This window comes from Dermatophilaceae bacterium Soc4.6, from assembly GCA_039889245.1.
In the GTDB taxonomy this organism is placed as follows: domain Bacteria; phylum Actinomycetota; class Actinomycetes; order Actinomycetales; family Dermatophilaceae; genus Lapillicoccus.
Window position 1 is genome coordinate 35420 of the sequence record JAZGVH010000003.1, and the last position, 22192, is coordinate 57611.

A 22192-nucleotide genomic window follows, 5' to 3' on the forward strand; every position below is an offset into this window, starting at 1 on the left:
CTGTACGAGATGTACTGACGACAAGACATGACATGACGACCAGAGGCGACACCACAGGACGTGACGACACGACGAGCCGGGACACGGGTGAGGGGAAGGCAAGGTAGGTCGCTCCACCACGGGGGCAGATCCTCACGGTCTGCCCCTGTTGGGGCTCTTCCGCCGTATCTGCGCAGAATCTAGCGGATTCCTGTGATTTCGTACAGAGTTTCGGCTATCTTCAGCACAAACTCGCGTGCTTGCTCTCTCAAGGGATCACTAGATGACGTTCAGTGCTACCGGTCAGCGTCGTCTAGCGTTCACCACCATCATCGCGCTGTGCACCACCATCGGCGGCTCAACGCTCCTGTGGGCCCCGGCAGCCTCCGCGGCGACGGGCTCGGCGGTCTCGGCGGTCTCGGCGGTCTCGGCGGGGTCCATGCTCACCGGGGGGACGGAAGAGCCGCCTGCCCCGGGCAGTGAGGCCGCCGCCCTGGCTGAGGCGCGGACGTCGCACGTGGCGCAGGTCGTCGATGACCTGACCACCGCCACCTCCGAGACCACAGCCAACCCCGACGGGTCGTTCACCCTGGTCCGGACCCTGCTGCCCACCCGGGTCGAGCAGTCCGGAGCCTGGGTCCCGGTCGACCCCACCTTGCAGCTGGGCCCCGACGGCCGGGTCCACCCCCACGCCCTGCCCACCGACGTGACGTTCTCCCCGGGCGGCGCCGCACCCTTGGTGCAGGTCACCAGCGACACCGGCGAACCACTGTCCATCTCCTATCCCGACCCCCTGCCTGCCCCCGTCCTTGACGGCAACACCGCCACCTACCCCGAGGTCATGCCCGGAGTCGACCTCGTCGTGACCGCTACCGACGACGGCGGATTCAGCGAGGTCCTCGCGGTCAAGGACCGCGCCGCCGCCGCCAACCCTGACCTGGCCAGCATCGACTTCCACGTGGCGGCCGCCGGGCTGAACATCACCCACGACGCCACCACCGGCGCCCTGCAGGGCACCGACGGCACCGGCCAGCTCCGGTTCACGGCGCCGACCCCGCTGATGTGGGACTCCAGCGTGGCCCGGACACCCCGCGCGCCCACCGGTGACCCCGCCGGCGACCTCGCCGGCGACCTCTCGGACGGCAGCACCCCCGGTGACCAAGCCCAGACCACCCCCATCGACGTCGACCCCGGGGCGAAGACGCAGGCCGGGGGCATCACCACCCAGACCCTCAGCGTGCAGCCGGACCAGGACATGCTCACCGCCGCCGACACGGTGTACCCCGTCTACGTCGACCCCTACTTCGCCCCGTATACCGAGTCCCGACAACACTTCACCTGGGTCCAGTCGGGGTGCCCCACCAGCAGCAACTACGACTCCCAGGCCTACGACCCCGGCGTCGGTCTGAACGGGTTCCAGGGCTGCGTCGGGGTCGAACGTGCCTACTACCAGATCGACACCAGCGACCTCGACGGCGCCACGATCAACGACGCCACCCTGAAGACCACCGTGACGTACTCGGCGCAGTTCTGTCCCGCGACCACCGTCACCGTCAACGCCTACTACAGCTACGGCTTCACGTCGGTCACCAACTGGAACACCAAGCCCGGGGCCGTCACCGCGCCCAACGACGACACCGACAGCGCCCCTGCCACCCACTGTCAGGGCCAAGGCGGCGCGACCAACGTCAACTTCGACGTCACCAAGTCCGTCCGTCGTGCCGCCGCCAACGGCTACCCCAGCAACACGTACCGGCTGAGCTCCGACGCCAACGAGGGCAACCAGAACGCCTTCAAGCGCTTCGGGGACAACCCCTCCCTCTTCGTGCACTACGACCGACCCCCGAACGTCCCCACCAACCTCAGCACGACCCCCGCCCCGGTCAACGGATGGATCGGAGCCACCAACGCGGCCACCCCGGTCACGCTCCAGGCCCGCGTCACCACCGGAGTGCCCCAGCAGACCGTCTACGGGGTGTTCACCCTCAGGGACACCACCGCCGGGACCACACCCCTCGACAACGCCACGGGCGGAGCACCGGGCCAGCCCAGCGGTAGCTATGTCAGCGTCGATACCCCCACCCTGACCAACGGACACGACTACACCTGGTACGTCTACACCTCAGACGGCATCCTGCACTCGGCCGCCGCCAACGGTGGCGGGTTCGGTGTCGACACCACACCGCCGGCCCTGGTCTCAATCACCTCGAGCGACTATCCCGCCGCGGGTAGCTCCACCCCCACCACCAAGCACGCCGGTGCGCCCGCGGCCGACACCACCGGTGCGTTCACCATCAACGCCACCGACGACCACAGCGGCATCGCCCGCATCGACTGGCAGCTGACACCCCTGTCCGCCGGTGCCCCAGCGGCCGGGGCCACCTCCGGCTCCAAGACGTTCACCGGCTCCGCCACCGGCACCGCCACCGCCACCATCAGCCCCGGACGGTGGGGGACCAACATCCTCTTCGCCCGCGTCGTCGACCGGGCCGGCAACACCAGCCAGACCAAGCAGTACGTCTTCTACGCCCCCGCCGACCCTGACGCCACCCCCAGCCTCGGCGACATCACCGGCGACCACGTCGTCGACCTCATCACCACCACCACCGATGGTCGGCTGCGGGTGTACCCCGCCACCAAGGACCCGGGGGCGCTGGATACCACCAACACCGACCCCGCGGCCGGGCCCTACATCGCCAGCGCCCCCGAACAGGCCCCCGACGGGACGACCTGGAACGGGTCGATCCTGACCCACCGCGGGTCCCTGACCAGCAACGCCTACGTAGACGACCTCGTCGCCTGGAAGAACGGCATCCTGCGCCTCTACAGCAACACCCAGAACACCACGACCGGCGCTGTCGGCTTCTTCAGCAGCGACTACTCCTCCACCATCCCCCACCCTGCCTGTACCGGCACCTGCACGGGCTACCCGACCAGCTGGGCAACCCTGACGGCGATGGTCGCCCCAGGCGACGTCACCGGCGACGGGCTTCCCGACCTCGTCACCATCGAAGGGGGCCGCCTCTGGCTCTACCACGGCACCACCTTCAAGCAGTTCAACAACCCCCTGGCCCTGTCCCTGACAGGACCGACCGGCATGGCGGTCGACACGGCCCACGCTGACCTGCTGGCCCCCTTCGATGCCGCCCACAACGGCAGCAGCCCTGACCTGTGGATCCGTGACCGGGTCACCGGCACGATCACCCAGTTCAACGGGACCGGCACGACCGCCGGGCTCGCCACCACGGGCACGCTCGTGGCCACCGGATACACCGGCGACAGCACGCCCGTGGTGTTCACCGGGGGTGACTACCTGCACAACACGACCACCACCGCGACCACGTTCCAGCCCAGCATCATCACCCTCACTGGAGCCGGCACCCTCCAGCTGCGGGAGACCCCGACCTCGGCCGCCTCCCTCATCAGCACCGCAACGTTCGGACCCGCCGTCGCCGCCGTCGAGAACCAAACTGTGAGGCACACCCGCAACGTCTACGTCCCGGTTACGCCGACCCGCCTGGTCGACACCCGCAGCGGCGGCGGCGGCACCCTCACCAGCAGCCGCCGCGCCTGGCTCGTCACTGGCACGGCCAACGTCCCCGCCACCGGCGTCACCGCCGTCGCCATCAACGTCGTTGCCCTGAACGCGTCGACCGAGGGCACCTACGTCCGGTTCGGAGACAACGGCCCCGCCACGGCCACCTCCACCCTCAACACCCCGGCCAGCACGCCCGTCTCCAACTCCGTCGTCCTCGTCCCCGACGACCAGGGCCGGATCTCCGCCGTCACCGGGAACGGCACCACCGCCGACGTCCTGATCGACGTCGTGGGCTACTACACCGACCAGAGTGATGCCGACACCGCCGGGGTCAGCGGCAGCTACTTCGTCCCCCTCGCCGGGGCCCGGGCCTGCGACAGTCGCCTGAGCACCGGCAACGCCCCCGGCTGCGGGGACATCCCGGCGGCGGGCACGCGGACCGTCACCATCGCCGGCACCGCGGGAGTTCCCCTGGGGGCCACCGCGGTCACCGCGAACATCACCATCGTCTCGGCTACCGCCACCACCTCCGTCGTCGCCTGGGCCGCCGGAACACCCCGCCCCGGCATCACCAGCGTCTTCGCCGTCGCCGGGCAAACAGCCTCCACCACCTCCCAGGTCCAGCTCAACGCCACTGGACAGCTGAGCCTGTCCTCCAACGCAGGCACCCAGGATGTCGTCATCGACATCCAGGGCTACTACCTGCCCAGCAGCACCCCCACCGCGTCCCTCCCGACAAACACCAGCACCTACGTGCCCGTCCCACCCGCACGGATCCTCTACACCGACGACCCCTCGCTGTCCGGCACGAGCGCCACCCCGCTGGGCACCGCTGCCCGCACGCTGAAAATCACCGGAGCCACCGACTCCAACGGCCAGGCCGTCATCCCCCCTTCCGGGGTCTGTGGCGCCGTCTACAACCTGACTGCCGTCCACCAAAGCGGCGGCGGCTACCTCAAAGTCGCCCCCCAAGGCACCACCGTCTCCACCAGCTCGGTGACCTACCCCGCTGGGCCCGCCGCCCGGAGCAACCTCGCCATCACCAAGCTCAGCGCCGCGGGGTCGATCGACATCACCAACCAAGGCCCCCCCACGGACATATTGGTGGACATCCTCGGCTACCTATCGCCGTTGAACGGCACCTGCTGAGCAGAACCCCGGCGACACAACGGCGCGAATTCGCTGCGGGGCCGGGTTGTCACCAGGCACCAAGACGGGGGGTGTGCAGACGGCCGCACCCCCCACGGTTCTCCTTCCGAAGGATCGCCAGCGGATGCCGCTCCCGAAGAGAATGCTCGAGGGGATCGGAGCTGACCCGACCCGGGTCAGCGACGGTGAGCCCGACCACGAACACGGTCGGGTGAGACACCGGGCTGAAGTCGAGGGTCCAAAACAGGAGGCCCGCCGGCGGCGAGCGTGTCACGGGTAGTGCGGCTAAACGCCGTAGCCGACACCTGCCGCGCGTACAGACCCTCGCCGGCACCGGCTCGATCCGCCGGTGCGCCCGACTCGACCTCGGGGCTATCAGCACTCGGTGAGGCCGTCCTCGAACGGTCGTACACCACGGGGCCTTCCGCGGCCGGTAGGGAGGCCAGCTCGTCAACGGTCGGTTCCGCGCCTCCCTCATCGGTGGCGGCGCCGTCGCGGGCGCCGACGCTGTTCACGCGCGCGTCCCCAGGTGCGTTGTCCATTGCGTCAACAGGAGGGAGTCTGTCGTGTGCTTCACCCGCCGAGCCGGATGGCTCCGCAACAGGGCTACCGGCCAGCCACGCCGGCTCCTCGATCGCTGCATCGAAGAGCAGGCCGTCCGGATCCTCAGCTGCCGCCGAAGGGCGTTCCTGGTCGAGGCGCCGGTCCAGGTACTGCCCGACCTGGCGTCGGTCCACGTCCGTCGCCCCGTCCATGGCCAGATCGAACCCGGCGGCGACCTGCTCCTGTGCGTCCGGGTCGCCGGCGACCAGGCTGGGTCGTAACCGGGTGATGGCGTCATCGAGCGCGGCCACGGCCGCCGGGGGTGCATCGTCCGCGACCTGGAGCAGGAGGCGCAACGTGGCGGGCTCGTCCTGCCACAGCTGGGCTGGGTCGGTCCCGGTGGGCAGCGGCAGCAGCCGGGCGTCCACGCACTGGGCGTACTGGCGCAGGGTCCAGAAGTCTCGGGCGGCCGCCGCCCGGCCGGCGGGGTCGGCGTCCGTCGCGATCCACACCCTCCCGTGGCCGCAGGCGGCATCGCGGCTGTTCGCGAGGTTGGCCAGCAGTTCGGCCTGGGTGGGGGTGAGCGCCGTCCCGAGGGGTGTGACCCCGACGGTCTGCCCACCGCCGGCGGCGGTGACCGCGATCGCGTCGAAGGGGCCCTCGGTCCGCATGACCCTCGCGGCTGGTGCATGGAGTGCTTCGTACGCGCCGAGGAGGTGGTCGCCTTTGCGGAACGCCGGGGTCTGGCCGGTGTTGACGTACTTCACTCCGGCAGCGTGCCCGGACAGGTCGCGGCCGACGAACCCGACGACATCGCCGTCGCGGTCGCGGATCGCGACCATGGCCCGGTCCCGGAAGACGTCGATGAGGGTGCCGCGGGACGAGGTCCGGGCCAGTCCCGCGGTAAGCAGCTCCTCGTCGCGGGCCCCTGCCTGGCGGAGGTGGTCGACCAGCCCGGTCCATCCCGGCGGGGCGTACCCCAGTCGCCACTGCGGTTCTGCTGCCGGGATCGCCATCCCCGGCGGCGCTGTGGCAGCGACGGGCAAGCTGGCCGCGGTGACGTCGGCGCCGACCCGGTCCTGAAGGTACGTACGGCCGCGGCTGCCGGGCCCGGCCTGGGCGGCGAACCAATCCGCCGCGGCAACGTTCAACTCGACGACCCGTGCCCGCGACACCCCGGATACCTCACCCGGCTCGGCTCCTCCGCCCACCTCGCCACGCGCCGAGAGAGACCGAACCGGTGCGACCGTAGACCGCCCGGTGCCGTCCGCGGTCCCCGTCAGACGTGAGGAAGAGTCGGGAGCAGCGACTGGTGGTGACGTGATGGCAACCCCCGAGACGGGAGTTTCTGCTGCGGTGGGCGTCTGTTCGTACGCTCTCCAGTAGAGGGGGGCCTTGTCCTGCCAGGACAGTCCCTCCCATGCGGCAGAAGCATCTGTGGGCCCCGTGCCGGCGGGCAGGGTCGAGGTGAAGCTGTCCTCCGCAGCCCGCCAGGCCTGCCGTCGCCGTTCCGCCTCGGCCGGGGTCGCCGCCTTCGACGGCGCGATCCCCCGGTCGACCGCCCCCCGCGGGGTGCCCCCGTCTGACCCCTCGCCGGCACCAGCCGTCCTCGCCGACGAGTCCGACGACGCCCCGGTCGCCTCGGCCGCGGTGCTCGAGGTCGGTGCGGCCCATCCGAGCTCGGCGGCGCGGTCGGTGGTGGTGGTGACGGTGCGGGTGGTGGGGGTGTCGTAGGCCTGCCAGTACCGGCGGGTCTTGTCCGGCATGGACAGCACCGTCCATCCGCTGTCGCGGGCGGTCGGGGTGTCGAGGTCGGGGCGGGAGGTCTCCCAGTCCTTTCGGGCCTGCGCCCAGGCCTGCCGCCGATGGGCCGCCTCCTCGGGGGTGCCGGCCTTGCTCGGGGCGACGCCCCGGTCCGGGTTGGCCCGACCGGGCGGCACCAGCACCGCAACCCGTGAGACCTCCCCCGTCACCGTGGCTTCCTTTGGTGCGGCGGCGGCGGGAGTAGGGGTGTGGATCGGTGAGGGGCGGCCGTTGTCCCGGTGCCCGGTCGTCCGCTCTGTCGTCTGCTTTGGCGTCCTCTGGGTCGTCCGCTCAGTCGGCGGAGAGACGGCGGCGGCCAGGTCGAGCCCGTCGAAGCGCAGCCGGGCGTAGTCGTGCAGCTCGGCCGCCGCCGCGGCCGCGTCGGCGTCGGCGGGGTCGCGGGCGATGTCGGCCATGGCCAGCGACCACGCCCACGCCACCCGCCGCGCCGACACCTGCCCCTCCCCTGCCGGCGCCCCCGGGCGCACACCCCCGGTGACCTCGTCCACCACCCCTTCAACCCCAGAGCCCACGACCTCGCCGGCAGCATGGGGGGCGTCGCCGAAGAAGTCGCCGGCCGCGTCAAGGTAGCCACTGGCGCGCACCCCCAGCCCAGCCCACTCGTCTGGGCCACTGGCACTTCTCCCCAGGTCCGTGGGGTCAGCGGGATCGTCGGGCCCGGACATGGGCGACGACGAAAGAGTCTGGGGCCGGGACTGGGGGGTGTGAAGCTGCTGCTGCAGCATGGCGTCCCGCAGGGCCTGCGCGGCTTGCCGGTCGCGGTCGGCGGTGGAGCGGGCGGCCCGCTCGAGCATCTGCCCGACCACGGTCACCGCCGCCCGGACGGCCTGGTCGAGGTGGTGACCCACCTCGAGCTCCTCATAGGGAATGTGCGGGGTGGGCGGGACCGACGTCATGCCGGTGCTCCTTCCTCAACAGCCTGGGTGTGGATGGTCGTGACGCGATCACGAGACGCCCCGGGTAGGTCGCGGGTGACGCGCCGGGTCTGGCGGGGGGAGTCGGGGTCGGCCTCGAACAGTCCCGGGATCGGCGGCATCGCGGGCCAGTCCGGGCGGGGTGAGTGCACCGACTCCCGCTCCGTCGCGGTGCACCCGGCGAACACCCCATCGCCGGCGGTCAAGGCCCGTAGGTGGGGGTCGAAGTGGTGCAGCCACCACGACGAGATCGCCGGGGCCGGCTGCAGCCGCATTGCCTCGAACGCCTCCCACAGCGCCTCGAGTCGGCCGACCGCTTCGGGGTGCTTCCACCACTGCCGGCACCACCGCACGCCCGCCCCCGACCCGTGCCGCCAGTTCGGCAGCACGAACCCCTCGACGAACGCCTCCACCCCGGAGAAGAACGGCACCACCACCACCGCCTCGCCCGTGGGCCCCGCCTCGGCCGAGGCCGACCCCGCCGACGTCGCCTGCGCGGCGGACCGGCCGGGCCCGCCGGCGAGGTGGGATGGCTGCCCATCGTTGAGCCGGGCCGCGGGGTCATCCTCGGCGGTGGCCAGGGCCTGCCGGGCTGCGGCCAGCCGCACCCGGGCCGCGATCACCATGGATGGTTCCAGCGCCGGCGCTTGTCTGGCCGCGGCGAGAGCCTCCTCCGCGGCGGCCAACGCCACCTCTGCAGCCGCCCGGGTCTCCTCCGCGACGACCAGCTCCTCGCGGGCCGCGGCCAGGACCCGTTCCTGCCGGCGACGCCTTGCCCACGACCGCGATCCCCGCCGCGCGGAGTCCGCGTCGGGCTCGGCTTTGGCCGTGGTGACGACTGCGGACTCAGTGGTGAGGACCTCGAGCTCGTCCGCGGCGTCGTCGACGGCGTCGCGAGCGGTGGCCACGGCCCGGGACAGCTGCTCCGCCCGCTCCCGTGCCACGACCACGGCGGCGGCCGCGACGCGGACCCCACCGGTCGGGGCGGCCGCGGACGCCTCCGCCAGCACCGCCACCGCGACTTCGACCTCCCCCCGCGCAGTCTCCACCGACGCACTTCCCGCGGTCTGGCTTCGGGGTGCACCTACGCCGGGCCCTGGTCGGCGTCCCTCCAGCTGCGACACCCGCGACCCGGCACCCCCAGCACCGGCACCAGCGCCGGCACCATCGGGCGGTCCGGCCCGTCCTCGCGTACTGCGCATCGTGGTCCCCTTCCGGGTGCTTTCGGTTGCTGTTGTTGCTGATTGGGTTGGTGTCGTGCCCTGGCGGGGGGGTGCCGGGCGGTCTAACCCGGTGACGTGGCGGTCGGCAAGCCGACGGCCGGCGTTGTACGCCGCCAACGCGTTCTGCTCGGCCGTCCCCCGACCGATCCGTCCCGCGGTCATCAGGTCGGTCACCTGGGCGAACAAGGCGCACATCAACCGACCCTGTGACGGGATCGCGTCACCCGGGTTCCAGACATCGGCGACCTGGTCACCGGTGAAGTCCGCACCCCACGCCGACCACGTGCCAGGCATGAACTGCGCGATCCCCTGGGCACCGGCCGGAGAGCCCGCGCGCGGGTTCCACCCCGACTCCTGCTCGACCTGCGCGGCGATCAACGGCGCCGACTCCCCCGCACACATCGACCCCGCCTGCACTACCAACGCCACATAGTCTGGCGGCACCACCGCTGTGTTCAGCTCGTCCCCGCCCGGCCCCCCACCACCAGGTCCAGGTCCGCCGCCGGAGCGCGCCGCCGCCGTCGCCACCTGCGACGTCCCGCCGGTCGTGACCGCCAGCACCGGCATGAGCAGCAGCAGCACACCAAACACCCCCGCACCCCACTTCACCGTCCGCCACCACCGCCCGTATCTGCAGCCAGCGCCGGCACCACATCCAGCGCTGGCACCGCGTACAGCGACGTTGCCGGCCCGTCCTGTGCCACCACCAACGCCACCCCGACCCCACCCGATGGGTGGACTGGTCCAGAACCTGCCGGATGGGACGGCGGCCACGCCACGACCGCGACCGGCGGGACAGGCGGGACCGCTGACGCCAAGGTCCCCCCAGCACGCGGGGTGCCGGACCGAAGACGACCGTCCGGCCCGACCGTGACGACCGACCCCTCGGTCGTGCCGAACGCCCCGCCCGGCCCCACACAGGACGTAACCCAGTCGCCCGGGAGCCGGTGCACCCCACCCGTGCGCAGGTCAAGGACGCTCGACCCGTAGATCCCCCAGTCCCCGTCCGGCGCCACCGCGACTGCACCAGTCACGACCCCCGACCCCTGTGACCCCACCCCACCAACCCCACCCGCGGACGACACCGGCACCACCGGTGAGGTCCACACCGGCACCCAGGAACCCGACCCACTTCCCTCACCAGCAGACGCCACCCCAGCGCGGAACGCCCGCAACACCACCCGGCCAGCAGCACCGCCAGCCAGAGTTCTGGTGCGCTGGGGGGTGAAGGCGGCGACGAGCACGTCGTCGACGACCGCTACTGGACCCGACCACACGCTCCCCGCCGGACTGGGCAACGGGGTCCCTTCCCCCGCGACCGACGCCGAGGACACCACCCACACCCGGCCCCCGCCCGCAGCCAGCACCATCCCCTCAGCGGACGACGACGTCGTCGACGTCGTCCCGGTCGTCCCCAAGCTGGCCGTCACTCCGACGACGGCTGCGCCAGCGGGCAGGACCCGAGAGATCCAGCCAGAGCCGGTTAGGACCTGCAGATGCTGACCCGGGCCCATGGCGACCACCCCGGACCCGGCACCCCCTCCCACAGCGACCACCAGCATCCCCACCGTTGGAAGCGCCCACCGGGCACAAACCTCTCCCGTCAAGGCCGCGAGGACCACCACCTGCGATGAGGTCCACACCACCATTCGCCGCCGTCCCCCGATAACCACGACCACCGGCCCACCCGTGAATGTGTCCCCCACCGCACGAGACCAGCGCACGCGGCCCGTGGCGACGTCCACAGCCTGCACGACCTTCCGGTCTGCAGACGGCACCCACACCAGACCGCCTCCGGTCGCTACCTCTGCAGTTCCCGGCGTCCTCGAGCCGACCAGGGCAGACCCCAGCGGCATCGGAACCGACCACAGAGCCACTCGGGAATACCCAGCCGGGGGAGCAACAGGCAGCTGCACTCGGGCCCGTGCCAGCAGCGGTGCTGACACACCTACCGACGCAGCTGAGCCAACACGGCGGGTTGCCGCCCATGACAGACCCCCTACGGCCCCAGCAGACAGCGCCGCGATGCCCATCAGGGACAGCAGTTGTCGACGACTCGCTCTCGCCCCTCGTTGACGCTGAGGCGACTTGTCTAACGGGAGCAAGACGCCGTCGATGGTCACAGCGACGACGTGCGGCTCAGCCTGCGGACCGTCCTCGAAGCCAGACAGGATCGCCCGTACCGCACCGCAGGGACGCCCGGCCGCCACGTGGGCAGCTCGACTCACCAGGTGAGCAATGACCTCGGTCCGGGTGCCGGCAAACACCGTCTGGCCATCTACCAGGCCCTGCACCCACCCGTCATCGTCAGGCTCGTCCTCGGGTGGCTGAGATTTCAGCACCGAGGGGATGGTCTCGATGGTCAACCGGACCACCGGGTAAGAGGGCACGCCGGCCGCAGCGGCGTCGAGATCTTCCGACACCTCCACACCGCCTGTCATCCCGACGCCACCTGCGCCGTGGCAGGAGGTGGCGTCCGTCGAGAACTGCACTTCCCGATGGACGCCACCCTTGAGGGACCGTGGGGGTGAGGTACGCACTCACGGCGTACGTCTCCACAACACGACCCGCCCGTCGACCAGGACCGCCGGAGAGCCCAGCAATCCCAGTCGGTGCGCGCGCGCCCGTCGGCACCACGCGCTGCCCGACCAACCGATCCCCTGGGACGACGAGGACACGGCCGACCGGCGCTCAGCCCAGCGACGGCGACCCGCGGGCCACCGGCACCCCCCATGCGTCTGCACGCATCACCGGCATGACGTGCTGGCTGTATCGCCAGACGTTCACGCGGGCAGCGGTGACTCTGTAGCATTTCCAACGGACCTTCCGTGTGCAGCATCCGGCTTGCCGGACTGACGCGCTCTTGACTAGGGAGCAGTGAGGGTTCACTGGCCGGTCGAGAGTTACCGCTCTCGGCCGGCCTTTCTAGGTCCGGACCCATGGCGGGATCCTGACCTATGAGGAACGTTAGGACCGGCGGACGGTCCGTTGTGAGTTTGCGGCGAGCAAATTTGGCAAAATCTTGGTCAAGAACTTTTCAGAAATGAAAAGTTGAGCCTAGGGTGGGGCCATGCCAGCCACCCCCGGCGTCACCGCCCAGACCTCCGACGCCAATCGGGTTGCAGTCGACGTCCCAGCCGCATTGAACCGGCTACTGAGCAGGCTGCGGTGGCTCCAGCCGACCGAGCAGGGCTTAATGTGGCGGGACTGGAACAACAACGTCCACTTGGCGGCCGCGGTGAGCGCAGCCCGTGGCGCGCCGACATCACACGTCCAGATCCACCGCATCCGTCAAGGAGTCAACCCCGACCCACGGGGCAGCATCCTGTGGGCCATCGGACGGGTGCTCAGCGAGCACAGTCCGGTCCCCATTACGCCGGACTACTTCTGGGTCCCCGCGACCCGCGCAGCAGTCGACCTGGCCATCGACGCTCAGCTGCGCCAGCTGCGTGACGTGTTTGCCCGCGAACCGCGCTCCTAGCCAGCCGACTGGACTCGGGCGCCCGCTCCGGACCTCACGGCCAAGCCAGACCACGCGAGGACAACAACCAAGGCGGCCGTCATTACAAGGCCCGCCATCGTCAGGGATACACCGGCAATCACTCCGTAGAGCAGTTCGCCGACGGGGATCATCGAGTAGATAGCGAGCTGAATGGCCGAGTTGACCCGGCCCATGGCCTCCGGCGGTGTGCGCTCGTGAATGGCCCCGCGCAGCATCCCCGCTGTGGGAGCGAAAAACAGCCCCGCGAGGAAGCAGGCGCTAGTCACCAGCCACGGTGAGTTCGAGACGGCGAGCACCACCAGAGCTCCCGTCGCCGGGACCATCAGCAACACCGGACGGCGTAGTGGACTCGCCGCGTCGTCACTTGGGGAAGAGCGCAGGCGGGCAGCCCAGCTGCCACCCACGATGTAGCCCACCGAGATGCCCACCGACGACAAGCCGTAGACAATCGGCGACCAGTGGTAGGCCACCGACTTCAAGGGGATCCCCAAGAACAGCGGGGCGGTAGCAGCCATGTTCGACAGAGACAACAACAGCAGCGCGAACCGGCTCACCGGGTCACGTACCAGCGTGCTGACCGTCTCCTGGACCATCTGGCGTGCCGAGAGTCCTGCTGACGTGGTCACGCCAAGCCGGCCACCAGCGCGCCGCCGGAGCAGCACTAGGAAGACGAGAGCGCTCACCAGCAGGCCGGCTGCGATGACGCCGACTAACTGCGGGAGGAGGCCCAGCAGGATGCCCCCGCCGACAGTGCCGGCGATGATTGCCCCGTTTGAGGCCACTGACATCAGGGTCTGGACCCGGCTATGCTCCCCCGCCTCGGCCAAGAGCCCCGCAACACCGCGCATCGCTGGCATGTGGACGGCGTCCGCCACACCCACGGCGGCGGCCAGCAGCGACAGGGGAAGAACCCCTGGCGTCTGACCGATCAGCAGTGCCGCGAACACGACCATCAGTAGAAGCCGGGCCGCCAAGGACCACACTGCGACCTTGGCGACCCCGAGTCGATCGCCGACTACACCTCCCAGCAATAGCAAGGCAATACGAGGCAGGGTCCCTGAGGCGAAGATCACGGCCGCCTGAGCGGGAGAGCCGGCCCTGGCGGCGACCCAGCCCAATGCGACATAGAACAGCGCATCGGCCACCTCGTCAACGGTCATCAGACCGAGGTAGATCCTCACCACCGGATCACCCGTTGACGTCGTCACCACGGTGCTCACCTCCGAGCCACAACGGAAACCCAGCCACGGTCACGAAGACAGCGCCGAGGTCGCCACCGGCCATCTGGTCCCGCTGCTCCCGGTTGACATCAGAGCGAGCCCGCGCCCGCTCCAAGACCGCGGCCATCTCATCGTCCAGGTCGTCCAAATCAGTCGGTGTGAGCCAGAACGAGTAATCGCGCTGGATCGAGGCCTCGACCCATGAGGAGGACCACTGACCGCGCTCACGTTGGACGTACCAAGCCTGTAGCCGTTCGATGACGCGCTGCATCGTTCCCCACCACAGGTCCTCTACCGCTTGCGCGACATTGGGATCGTCCCCGACTGTCTCGGCCCACCGGACGCTGACCACATCGGCCGCCCAAACAGCGTCCCGCCCCTCACCGTCGACGACACGCACCCACTCCCCCTCGAGCAAGCCCCTCAAGTGGGCGCGCAGCCCGCGGCGGGCAGAAGGGATCCTTCGTCCGAGCTCGGCGTAGGTCATCGGACCCTCCAAGCGCAGGAGCTCCAGGAGGTCCAACCGGACGGGGTCCGCAGCGACAGCCCTCAACCGTCGTAGGGCACGCAACTCGTCTGATGGCTCGTCCTCGCTCGACACAGTTCCTGACCCTACTGACGACGACCAAGAGCAGATGGGGTTAGCAGACGGCGCAGTGCTTCATCGGATGCACCACCTTGGCCCCCGCAGCCGTCGCGCTCGAGGGGGCAGCCGCCGCCAGGGCGACGACCATGCAGAGCAGAGCCAGAAACCGACGCATAGCAAGTCCTTCGCTGAAGTAAGGCACCGATCGTAGGGATCACCGCCTGGTGCGGGAAGGTGACTCCCAGGGTCGCCCGTCGGCGTCCCAACGCCCCCAAACTACCCGTTGGGGCCCCGAGGTGCCGATGTACATCACGCGCCGACCCCCTCACCGACACGCCGAGGCAGCCAACCTCCACCAATCCGGATTCAGTGGCTGACAGGGTGGAGCCCATGGCCAGGGACTATCGCAGTGCGAGTCGCTCCGTGGGGATCTCCTTCCGGATGACCCCATCCGAACGAGCGTGCCTCGAGCGCGAGGCCGAGACCGAGGGATTCAGCTCCCTCCAGCAGCTGCTCGAGGCCCGCGTCTTCGGCGCGGCCAAGCCTCGGCGCAAGTCCGGACCCCAGCCCCAGGAAGAGCGGCTTGACCTGACCGCCTAGACCACGATCAGGGCAGGGCCCTGACATGACGAAGGCTCCCGTATGCAGCGGGAGCCTCGTCCGAAGCTAGTTCCCCGGGTTACCCGGGACCGATCACCTTCTCGCCAGAGAGGCGCTTCGTTGTGCCCACTGTACCCCGTGGGCTGACGCATCGTTATGCGTCCATGCCCAAACTCGGCCCGCGTGTCGCCGTCAGCGCCCGCAACCGCCGTAATTACCCGTTCACGAGACCGGTACGCCGACTAGGCGACGCCCTGTGAAGATCGACGGTCCGCATGTCCTGATCGAGGCGGCTCGAGCCGTGCGCACCCATCGTGCGTGCGCACCCGAGCACGCCCACTTCGTTCGTGTCGCCTGCCTGTCCGACCGTGGGGTACTGCCCCGGTGGCACCAAGAAGACCGTGGCGACCGCAACGCCCACCGAGGGGTGCATTCTCGTGCCGCTGATGGTGCTTACGCCGGAATCCAGGTCTGGTCCGGGCGTCAGCACTGGCTGGCCTTTGTGATCCCGACCGCGATCGCGTGCCACCGGGATTTGCTCAAGCGGGCCGAGCTGTCCCCCGTCACGTTCAGCCTGTGGGCGCGGGTCGAGTCCGGGTACGCCCAGGACCAACGCACCGGCCGGCGGTGCATCGTGCGGCCCGCGACCGTCGCGACGGTCATGGGCTGCACCCCAAACACCGTACGCAACTGTCGCCGGATCGCGCGCCTCCTCGGCCTACAGGTCGTGGTCCTCCTTGGCCGGATGCTCACCGCCACCGAGTGCTACGCCGCTCGTCGCCGAGGCTCCCGCCAACGCGGGTTATCCACAGAGTGCGCCCTGACCATCCCACGCGCTCTCTATTTGTCGGTAGTTTCCGTTACCCCTACCAGAGGTAGGGCAGCCACCCTCCAAGCTCACCTCAACATCACCCCCCTAAGCGCCCTGATGGGCGAGCAAACGGACACGGCTTCGCCGTGGCCGCAACCAGGCCAGTTCGACCCGACCCTGCCCGGTGCCCCACCACCGGCCCCAGGAGACTCCCCCAGCCACGAGCAGCCCCTCACCGGGCCCCAACAGCCCACCGGACCGTCACCGGTTCCCGCCCGCAGCCCAGCCCGCCGCCGCGGCGGCGGTAACTCCCACGCCCGACACGCGGCGCATCAGCTCATCGGGCTCCTGCCCTGGCTACGGACCGAACGCCCCGGCCGCCTCGCACCCGCCCTGACCCGGTTCGTCGACCCCACCATCGCCACCCCCGTCTGGACCGCACAGGACCTCGCCGACGCGATCACCGACCTGCGCGCCCGCCGCGGCCTGATCACTCCCCTCACCGACACTCAGATCCGGACCCGCCCCGCCGTGGTCCTTGCCGGGTTCCTGCGCCAGCTCGACCCCGTCGCCGACCATCCCCGCCTGGCCCACCTCGACCCCACCCACCTGCGCTGCCACCAACCCGCCTGCGACCACGGCTGGATCACCTACCTCATCCCCTCCCCCCCACCCCGCCAGCACCTCTTCCACGAAGCCGTCACACCCTGCACCCACTGCCGCCCCGGAGCCTGGCCCACCCCCACCCCCTATACCCACCTCACCGACGACCTCGAACTCGATGACAACAACGACGAGATCGAGCTACCGTTCTAAGCGGGCGACTTGCCTGACCCTTGTGGTCCGAGAACTCTGCTCGGGCGCATCGCAGTAATGCTTGCATTAATGCACGTGTTAGTTTTGTGCTTGTGAGATGCAGCAACGCTGCTTCTAATGCTTACAACTAGGGCGTGTCGCAGTGCGCCGTGGTGGTGCATGCGCCAAGATATGCGTTATGGCACTGCATGATGCGTTGACCCGAGTCCTTACCATCGCGAACGGTAAAGGGGGAGTGGGCAAGAGCACGACGGCGACCAACGTCGCCGGCCTGGCGGCCACCGCCGGCTGGCGGGTCCTGCTCGTCGATTTCGACCCGCAGGGCAACGCCGGGCACATTCTCGGCTACCGCTGGAAAGGTCAGTCGGACGGTGGACAGCACCTAGTCGACACCCTGATGAGTGGGGCAGCACTGACTCCGCTGCTGACCGGTGTCCGCGACAACCTCGACGTCGTGCCTGGGGGAGAGGCCTTAGATACCCTAGAGGACCTCCTCGCTGGTCGAGTCAAACGCGGCCACGCCATCCATCAGCTATTCGCCGAGGCCCTGGCACCCATCGCCGTCGAGTACGACCTCATCGTGATCGACACCCCGCCGACGCGGCCGCTCCTGCTGCGTCTCGCGCTCGGCGCCACCCGCTGGATCATCGTGCCTACCCGGCCCGGACGCACCAGCATCGAGGGCCTGCGTGCCCTCGCCAACGAAGTCCTTGCCGTCCGCAGCACCAATCCCGACATCGAGCTGCTTGGGGCACTGTTGTACGACGTTGAGACCAACGCCACCGTCATCCGCCGCAACGCCATCGACGACATCACCACCGTCCTCGGTGGAGCCGCCCCCGTCTTCAGCCAGGTCATCCGCCACGCCCTGTCCCCGGTGGTGGAGTCCGAGGAGAAGGGCCTGCTCATCCACGAGGTCGCCGAACAGGTCGACAACGCCGAGCCCTACTGGAAAGCCCTCAAGGAAGGCCGCCGCCCCGACCGGGTCCCCGGCTCCGCCCCTGCCCTCGCCGAAGACTTCGTCCTGCTCACCCAGGAGATCCTCACCAGCATCGACCAGCACGAGAAGACCACCGAGGTCTCTGCATGACCACCCCCGACACTCCTCACCCGACACCAGCTGTCACCCCTCCACACGCCAGCAACCCAGACCACCCCGGGAGGTCGCACGACCCGAGCGGGAAGCCACCGCGGACCGCGTCACCCCCCTCGCCTTCGCCCTCGCCCTCTCGCCGACCACCACTGACGCCCGTGCCTGGCCTGGCCCGCGTCGACTCCACCACCGCGACCCCGCGCACCGCGCGACTCCCCGGCCCGCCCGTACGCCGCCCATCGCCAGCCCCAGCCCCCAACCTGGCACTCAGGCCGAACGCCAGCCACCCCACACCTGATGATGCCGACGGTGCACCCCCTCACCACGACGCCGTCCCGGCCGCCTCACCGGCCCGTGCCACTGTCGGCCGAGCGGGCGCCGGCGCCGGCCACAGCGGGGGAGTGGACCCTACGAATCGGGGGACACGTCCCGGACGTCGGCCCACCCACACCGGGGGCCATGTTCCCCGGCCCATCACCCTTTCCCTGCCAGCCGCTTTGGTCGTGCAGCTCAAGACCCACGCCCGCGCTGAGCGTCTGTCCCAGCCGGAGGTCCTGCTCGACGCCCTCGCCGCCACACAAGACCACCTGGGTGACCTCATCGCCGCCCGCACCCCCGCACCCTCCACGGACGGTCTGTTCCTGCGCCGCACCACACCACGCACCTCCACTGAGCCCATGGCCACCGTCTCGATGCGGATGCTGGGGTCTAACGTCGACGTCATTGACCAGCTCGTCACCACCCACGACGCCCCCTCACGATCCGCACTCTGCGCTGCCGCCCTCCGCCACTACCTGGCGTAGCTCGCCGTACCTCGCCGTACCTCGCCGTACCTCGCCGTACCTCGGCGTACCTCGGCGGACCTCCCGCCGGGGGGCATCTCCGCCACAATGGGGGCATGGCCCACCGCACCATCGTCACGATCACCGACGACCTCGACGGCAGCGACGACGCACAGACCGTGGTGTTCTCCTTCAAGGACACCGTCTACACCGTCGACCTCTCGAGCCGGAACCAGCAGAAGATGCTGCAGGCGCTCGAGCCCTTCATCACCGCCGCCACTGTCGTGTCCCGCCCCTCACGCACCGCAGCCCGATCGACCCGGGCACCCGCCCGGCATCGACCACGCTGACCCCCGCTGACCCCCGCTGACCCCCGCTGACCCGGGACACCACACCCCACCACACCCCGAACCACCCCGGCAGAGCCCCAGGCACCACGGGGATTTGGGTGCCGGCCGTGCTCGTGAGCGGCAGACTTCGGGGTATGACGGTGGAGCTCATCATGGGCGTCCTGGACGGAACGGGTCGGTCCCTAGACGTTTCTGTGCTTCTTGACCGGACCGGTTGCGGCGTGAGGCAGCCGTTCAGGACACCGCCCGCCAGCAAGGACGAGGACAGCTAGACAAACCGACGTCCGTCACAGCTGGGCAGTGCCCCACACCAGCACCAGCACCACCAGCACGACGGACTCAGACCGCGCAGCAGACGAGGCGGTCCGTCGAGACGGCGGCAGAGACTGATCCTGTCCCCGGCTGGGCTGCTGGGTCGGCGACGACTCGAGGCCCCAGCAGCGCCCGTGAGGGCGGCCCGTGAGCGGGGCTGACCCGCAACACGACCAGCCCGGCCAGCCCGCCCGGGCCAGTGGGGTCGGGGAGTGAGCACGATCAGCGGGAGGCGGGGATGCAGGTCGGTGACGTCGACGGGTTCGGCCGGTACGGGATCCTGGAGGAAACATCCGACCGTCTGTTGCTGTGCGTGCTCTGCGGGTCCGCCTTCGCCCGCCTGGGTCTGCACATCGCCCGCGGCCACGGAGGCACCGCTGCGGTCTACCGGCTCGAGCACGGCCTGTCCCGCAGCCGCGGGCTGATCAGCGCAGACATCCGCGCCAAACAGGTCGCGAACGCCGCCGCCAGCGAGACAACCCAGCGGGGCGCTGGCCGCGTCCCGGGACACCGCCTGGGCCGCCCGTGCCCGGGTCGAGAAGGGCCTGCCCATGTCTCCGGCCGCGGCAGCGGAGCGAAACCAGCGTTTCGCTGCCGCCCGACCACGCCAGCGCACCGGCCGCGTCACCACCTGCGAGGGCTGCCAGGTCCAGTTCTGTGCCCTCATCGGGTCCGCCCGCCGCCGGTTCTGCAGCCCGGCCCGACGACATCACCACCCGCGGCGCCGGCAGCTGGCCCCGCGCGAGACGATGCGCGATCGTCGGCTGGCTCACCTGCGCCAGCTGCGCAACCGCCCGCACCCCGATCAGCCCCGGCGGCCCCAGCAACGGGGCCGGGAACGGTCCCGCCGGCCTCGTGGCGGCCTTGACCATCCCGACCGTCACCCGGCCCACCCTCGACTGGTTGGCCCTCGATTGGGGAGTCTCAGGCACGGCCGCCGAACCCACCGGACCGAGAAGACCCCGCGGATCCACCGCACCAGCCTCATCCGACGGGACGCCTGGGGGAGTGGAGCACGCTGCGGGCGGCGCACCCCCCGGCCGAGCCACCGGTCGGGCCGGTCCCGGCGGAGGGGGAGTGGCTCTGCCCGTCGTCACTCTCCTGGTCGCGGGCGTTGTTCGTGTTGTTCTCGTCGTCGACGATCCGGGTGATCGGGATGCGTCGGCGGCGCATCTCAGCCCAGCGGGCGGCGTCTTGCGGGGGCCACCGCGGCTGGGCCGGAGGCGCTGGCGGCGTGGGGAAGGGTCCCAACGGTGCGGTCGCCTGCGCGACCGCCCACGCGGAGACCCGCACCGGTGCCTGCGCCGCGATCTGCGTCGGCGTCGATCTGCCCCGACGGGCCGCGACCCAGTCGTCCCGCTCCTGTTCGCTGACCCGGTGCAGCACCGGAAAGGGGCCGTGCGCCGAGGTCGCCCTCGAGACCGTGGCCGCAGACGCCCCCGCAGCCGCCGCGACTTGCGCCACGGTCTGACCAGCCCGACGCGCCGCCACCCACCGGGCAGAGTCCACCCGCATCTGCTCGCGGGCCCGACGCGGCAACAACACCACCGCAGGCTACGACCATTAACACTCCCACCTCCTGCTCGAGGAGCACGTCGGGGGGGACGTCTTCGATCGGCGTGAAGAGGACACCATCTCCCGGGTGCCAACGACGGTGTCTCGGCGGGACGGCGGCGTCACGAGAGGGCGTGCTTAGGAGGGTGGCTGGCGTGGTGGGTGGCATGGTGGTCTCGCGGCGACCTGCGCTCATCCGAATGTTCTCGAACCTGCTCACTTCGTGGTGAGTGTCAGGCCAAGCACATCGAGCAAGCCGGTCGGTAGGTCGGCTTCTTCTATCGCGTCGTGGTTGAGAAGGAGGTCTTGCAGGAGGTGGGGCGTCTCAGGGGCGCCGAGAGGGACAGGTTCACTTCGGCGCCAACCTCGAGCGGAGATGGCCTTCATTGCTCCGATGTACTGAGCTGGGCTGATGCTCTTTAGGGTGCGGGCCCGCATGAGTAGGGCCGCGAGAGAGACCTGCCACTCCTGCTTGAGGCGGAAGAAAGCGGGCCAGTCTGCTCGGGTGGGTAGCTGGGCTCGAATGTCGTTCTCCGGCATGAGGAACGCGGCCGCGAAGGTGTTCGCTTGGTGTTCGACTTCCTTGACGCCCCAGACCTGCTCACCGTGCAGGACAAGGTGGCCGAGCTCATGAGCCGCGTCGAACCGGGATCGGGCCCGGTCGTTCTTGTCCGAACCCAGGACGATGACGGGGCAGTCGTCAAAGGGGAGCGAGAACGCGTCGACGTCGGCGGTGTCTAGGGGAAGGCGGATCACGATGATCCCGTTCTGCTCGAGCAGACGCACCACGTTCGGGATCGGGCCAGGGGGCACGCCCCAGGCGGAGCGGACGTAGGCCGCGGCGGCCTCGATCACTGGAGCGGCGGTCGTCAGGTCGATACCGGCCACATGTGGAACATGGGGGGTGACGAAGTTGTTGGGTCGCCCCGTGTCGCGGGTAGCTAGGTCGTGCGCTAGGTGGCCGAGGGCGCGGGCCCGGCGCCGGTGTGCCACAGAGGAGCGGCGCAGCGACCGGAAGAACCCTTCATGCGTGTCGTTCAATGGTTGGGTCCAGAACGCTGAGGACACTTGCAGGACGACGCTCATCGCGTTCAGGGTTTCCGGTGATGGCCGCGTCGCGCCGGACTCGAACTGACTCACCGCGGATCCGGTGAGTCCCAGATCGTTTGCCAGCTGGACCTGGCTGAGTTGTCGCAACTCTCGGGCCAGCCGCAGCCTCCCCGGCTCGAACCGGGGTGGTGTCGTGGTGTCCTGCTCCATCGTGTGCTCCATCAACGCTCCGTCGCCGTCGTGGGGTGCGCCCAGCAAACGCCTCCCGGGTCGCCTCCCGGGTCGCCTCCCGGTCGTCTCCTCGCCACTGATCCATGAGTCTGGCCGACGACAGGCGAGAGGACGG

13 protein-coding genes and 1 pseudogene are annotated in these 22192 nt (G+C 70.0%); 7 read left to right on the forward strand and 7 right to left on the reverse strand.

The window, feature by feature from the left end; genetic code table 11:
* Window positions 1-262 precede the first annotated feature (262 nt).
* Window positions 263-4666, forward strand: a complete 4404-nt coding sequence (locus tag V3N99_22240) for a DNRLRE domain-containing protein (GenBank protein ID MEO3939436.1) — start codon at window positions 263-265, stop codon at window positions 4664-4666.
* Between the two features lie 176 nt (window positions 4667-4842).
* Here V3N99_22240 and V3N99_22245 read toward each other — a convergent pair whose 3' ends face one another.
* The 3 genes and pseudogenes from V3N99_22245 to V3N99_22255 all read right to left on the reverse strand — a co-directional run bounded on the left by V3N99_22245 (window position 4843) and on the right by V3N99_22255 (window position 9737).
* Entirely contained in the window at window positions 4843-7929 is a 3087-nt protein-coding gene (locus V3N99_22245) for a toprim domain-containing protein (protein ID MEO3939437.1), read from the reverse strand.
* A complete protein-coding gene (locus V3N99_22250; protein MEO3939438.1) occupies window positions 7926-8996 on the reverse strand; it encodes a DUF4913 domain-containing protein in 1071 nt (356 codons plus the stop codon). Before V3N99_22250 ends, V3N99_22245 begins: the two co-directional genes overlap by 4 nt.
* 276 nt (window positions 8997-9272) lie before the next feature.
* Window positions 9273-9737 (reverse strand): annotated as a pseudogene (locus V3N99_22255) (lytic transglycosylase domain-containing protein).
* Between the two features lie 2503 nt (window positions 9738-12240).
* Here V3N99_22255 and V3N99_22260 point away from each other — a divergent pair.
* The gene (locus V3N99_22260; GenBank protein MEO3939439.1) at window positions 12241-12651 is read left to right on the forward strand and encodes a hypothetical protein; all 411 of its coding nucleotides are present in this window, start codon (window positions 12241-12243) and stop codon (window positions 12649-12651) included.
* Here the strand turns inward: V3N99_22260 and V3N99_22265 are convergent.
* Together V3N99_22265 and V3N99_22270 are read right to left on the reverse strand one after the other, a co-directional pair.
* Entirely contained in the window at window positions 12648-13892 is a 1245-nt protein-coding gene (locus V3N99_22265; protein ID MEO3939440.1) for an MFS transporter, read from the reverse strand. The two genes, V3N99_22260 and V3N99_22265, sit on opposite strands and share 4 nt — an antisense overlap.
* The gene (locus V3N99_22270) at window positions 13861-14493 is read right to left on the reverse strand and encodes a helix-turn-helix domain-containing protein (GenBank protein ID MEO3939441.1); all 633 of its coding nucleotides are present in this window, start codon (window positions 14491-14493) and stop codon (window positions 13861-13863) included. The genes V3N99_22265 and V3N99_22270 overlap by 32 nt, the downstream gene beginning before the upstream one ends.
* Before the next feature lie 375 nt (window positions 14494-14868).
* Here V3N99_22270 and V3N99_22275 point away from each other — a divergent pair, with 375 nt between their 5' ends.
* The 5 genes from V3N99_22275 (at window position 14869) to V3N99_22295 (ending at window position 18930) form a co-directional block, all read left to right on the forward strand.
* Complete coding sequence (locus tag V3N99_22275; GenBank protein MEO3939442.1) at window positions 14869-15078, forward strand: hypothetical protein; 210 nt, start codon at window positions 14869-14871, stop codon at window positions 15076-15078.
* 928 nt (window positions 15079-16006) lie between these two features.
* A complete protein-coding gene (locus V3N99_22280; GenBank protein MEO3939443.1) occupies window positions 16007-16705 on the forward strand; it encodes a hypothetical protein in 699 nt (232 codons plus the stop codon).
* A gap of 178 nt (window positions 16706-16883) precedes the next feature.
* Window positions 16884-17795, forward strand: coding sequence for a ParA family protein (locus V3N99_22285; protein ID MEO3939444.1), 912 nt, complete (start codon window positions 16884-16886; stop codon window positions 17793-17795).
* Window positions 17796-18301: 506 nt separating this feature from the next.
* On the forward strand, window positions 18302-18601 hold the full coding sequence (locus V3N99_22290) for a hypothetical protein (protein MEO3939445.1): 300 nt from the start codon (window positions 18302-18304) through the stop codon (window positions 18599-18601).
* Between the two features lie 95 nt (window positions 18602-18696).
* Window positions 18697-18930, forward strand: coding sequence for a histone-like nucleoid-structuring protein Lsr2 (locus tag V3N99_22295; GenBank protein MEO3939446.1), 234 nt, complete (start codon window positions 18697-18699; stop codon window positions 18928-18930).
* Window positions 18931-20226: 1296 nt separating this feature from the next.
* Here V3N99_22295 and V3N99_22300 read toward each other — a convergent pair.
* Both V3N99_22300 and V3N99_22305 read right to left on the reverse strand, forming a co-directional pair.
* Window positions 20227-20787, reverse strand: coding sequence for a hypothetical protein (locus V3N99_22300; GenBank protein ID MEO3939447.1), 561 nt, complete (start codon window positions 20785-20787; stop codon window positions 20227-20229).
* 225 nt (window positions 20788-21012) lie between these two features.
* Window positions 21013-22056, reverse strand: coding sequence for an XRE family transcriptional regulator (locus V3N99_22305; GenBank protein ID MEO3939448.1), 1044 nt, complete (start codon window positions 22054-22056; stop codon window positions 21013-21015).
* Window positions 22057-22192 lie beyond the last annotated feature (136 nt).

Excerpts from the sequence above, each read along its gene's own strand:
- V3N99_22240 (MEO3939436.1), top strand. The coding sequence starts at position 263 with ATGACGTTCAGTGCTACCGGTCAGCGTCGTCTAGCGTTCACCACCATC.
- V3N99_22245 (MEO3939437.1), bottom strand. The coding sequence starts at position 7,929 with ATGACGTCGGTCCCGCCCACCCCGCACATTCCCTATGAGGAGCTCGAG.
- V3N99_22260 (MEO3939439.1), top strand. The coding sequence starts at position 12,241 with ATGCCAGCCACCCCCGGCGTCACCGCCCAGACCTCCGACGCCAATCGG.
- V3N99_22275 (MEO3939442.1), top strand. The coding sequence starts at position 14,869 with ATGGCCAGGGACTATCGCAGTGCGAGTCGCTCCGTGGGGATCTCCTTC.
- V3N99_22280 (MEO3939443.1), top strand. The coding sequence starts at position 16,007 with ATGGGCGAGCAAACGGACACGGCTTCGCCGTGGCCGCAACCAGGCCAG.
- V3N99_22285 (MEO3939444.1), top strand. The coding sequence starts at position 16,884 with ATGGCACTGCATGATGCGTTGACCCGAGTCCTTACCATCGCGAACGGT.
- V3N99_22295 (MEO3939446.1), top strand. The coding sequence starts at position 18,697 with ATGGCCCACCGCACCATCGTCACGATCACCGACGACCTCGACGGCAGC.
- V3N99_22305 (MEO3939448.1), bottom strand. The coding sequence starts at position 22,056 with ATGGAGCAGGACACCACGACACCACCCCGGTTCGAGCCGGGGAGGCTG.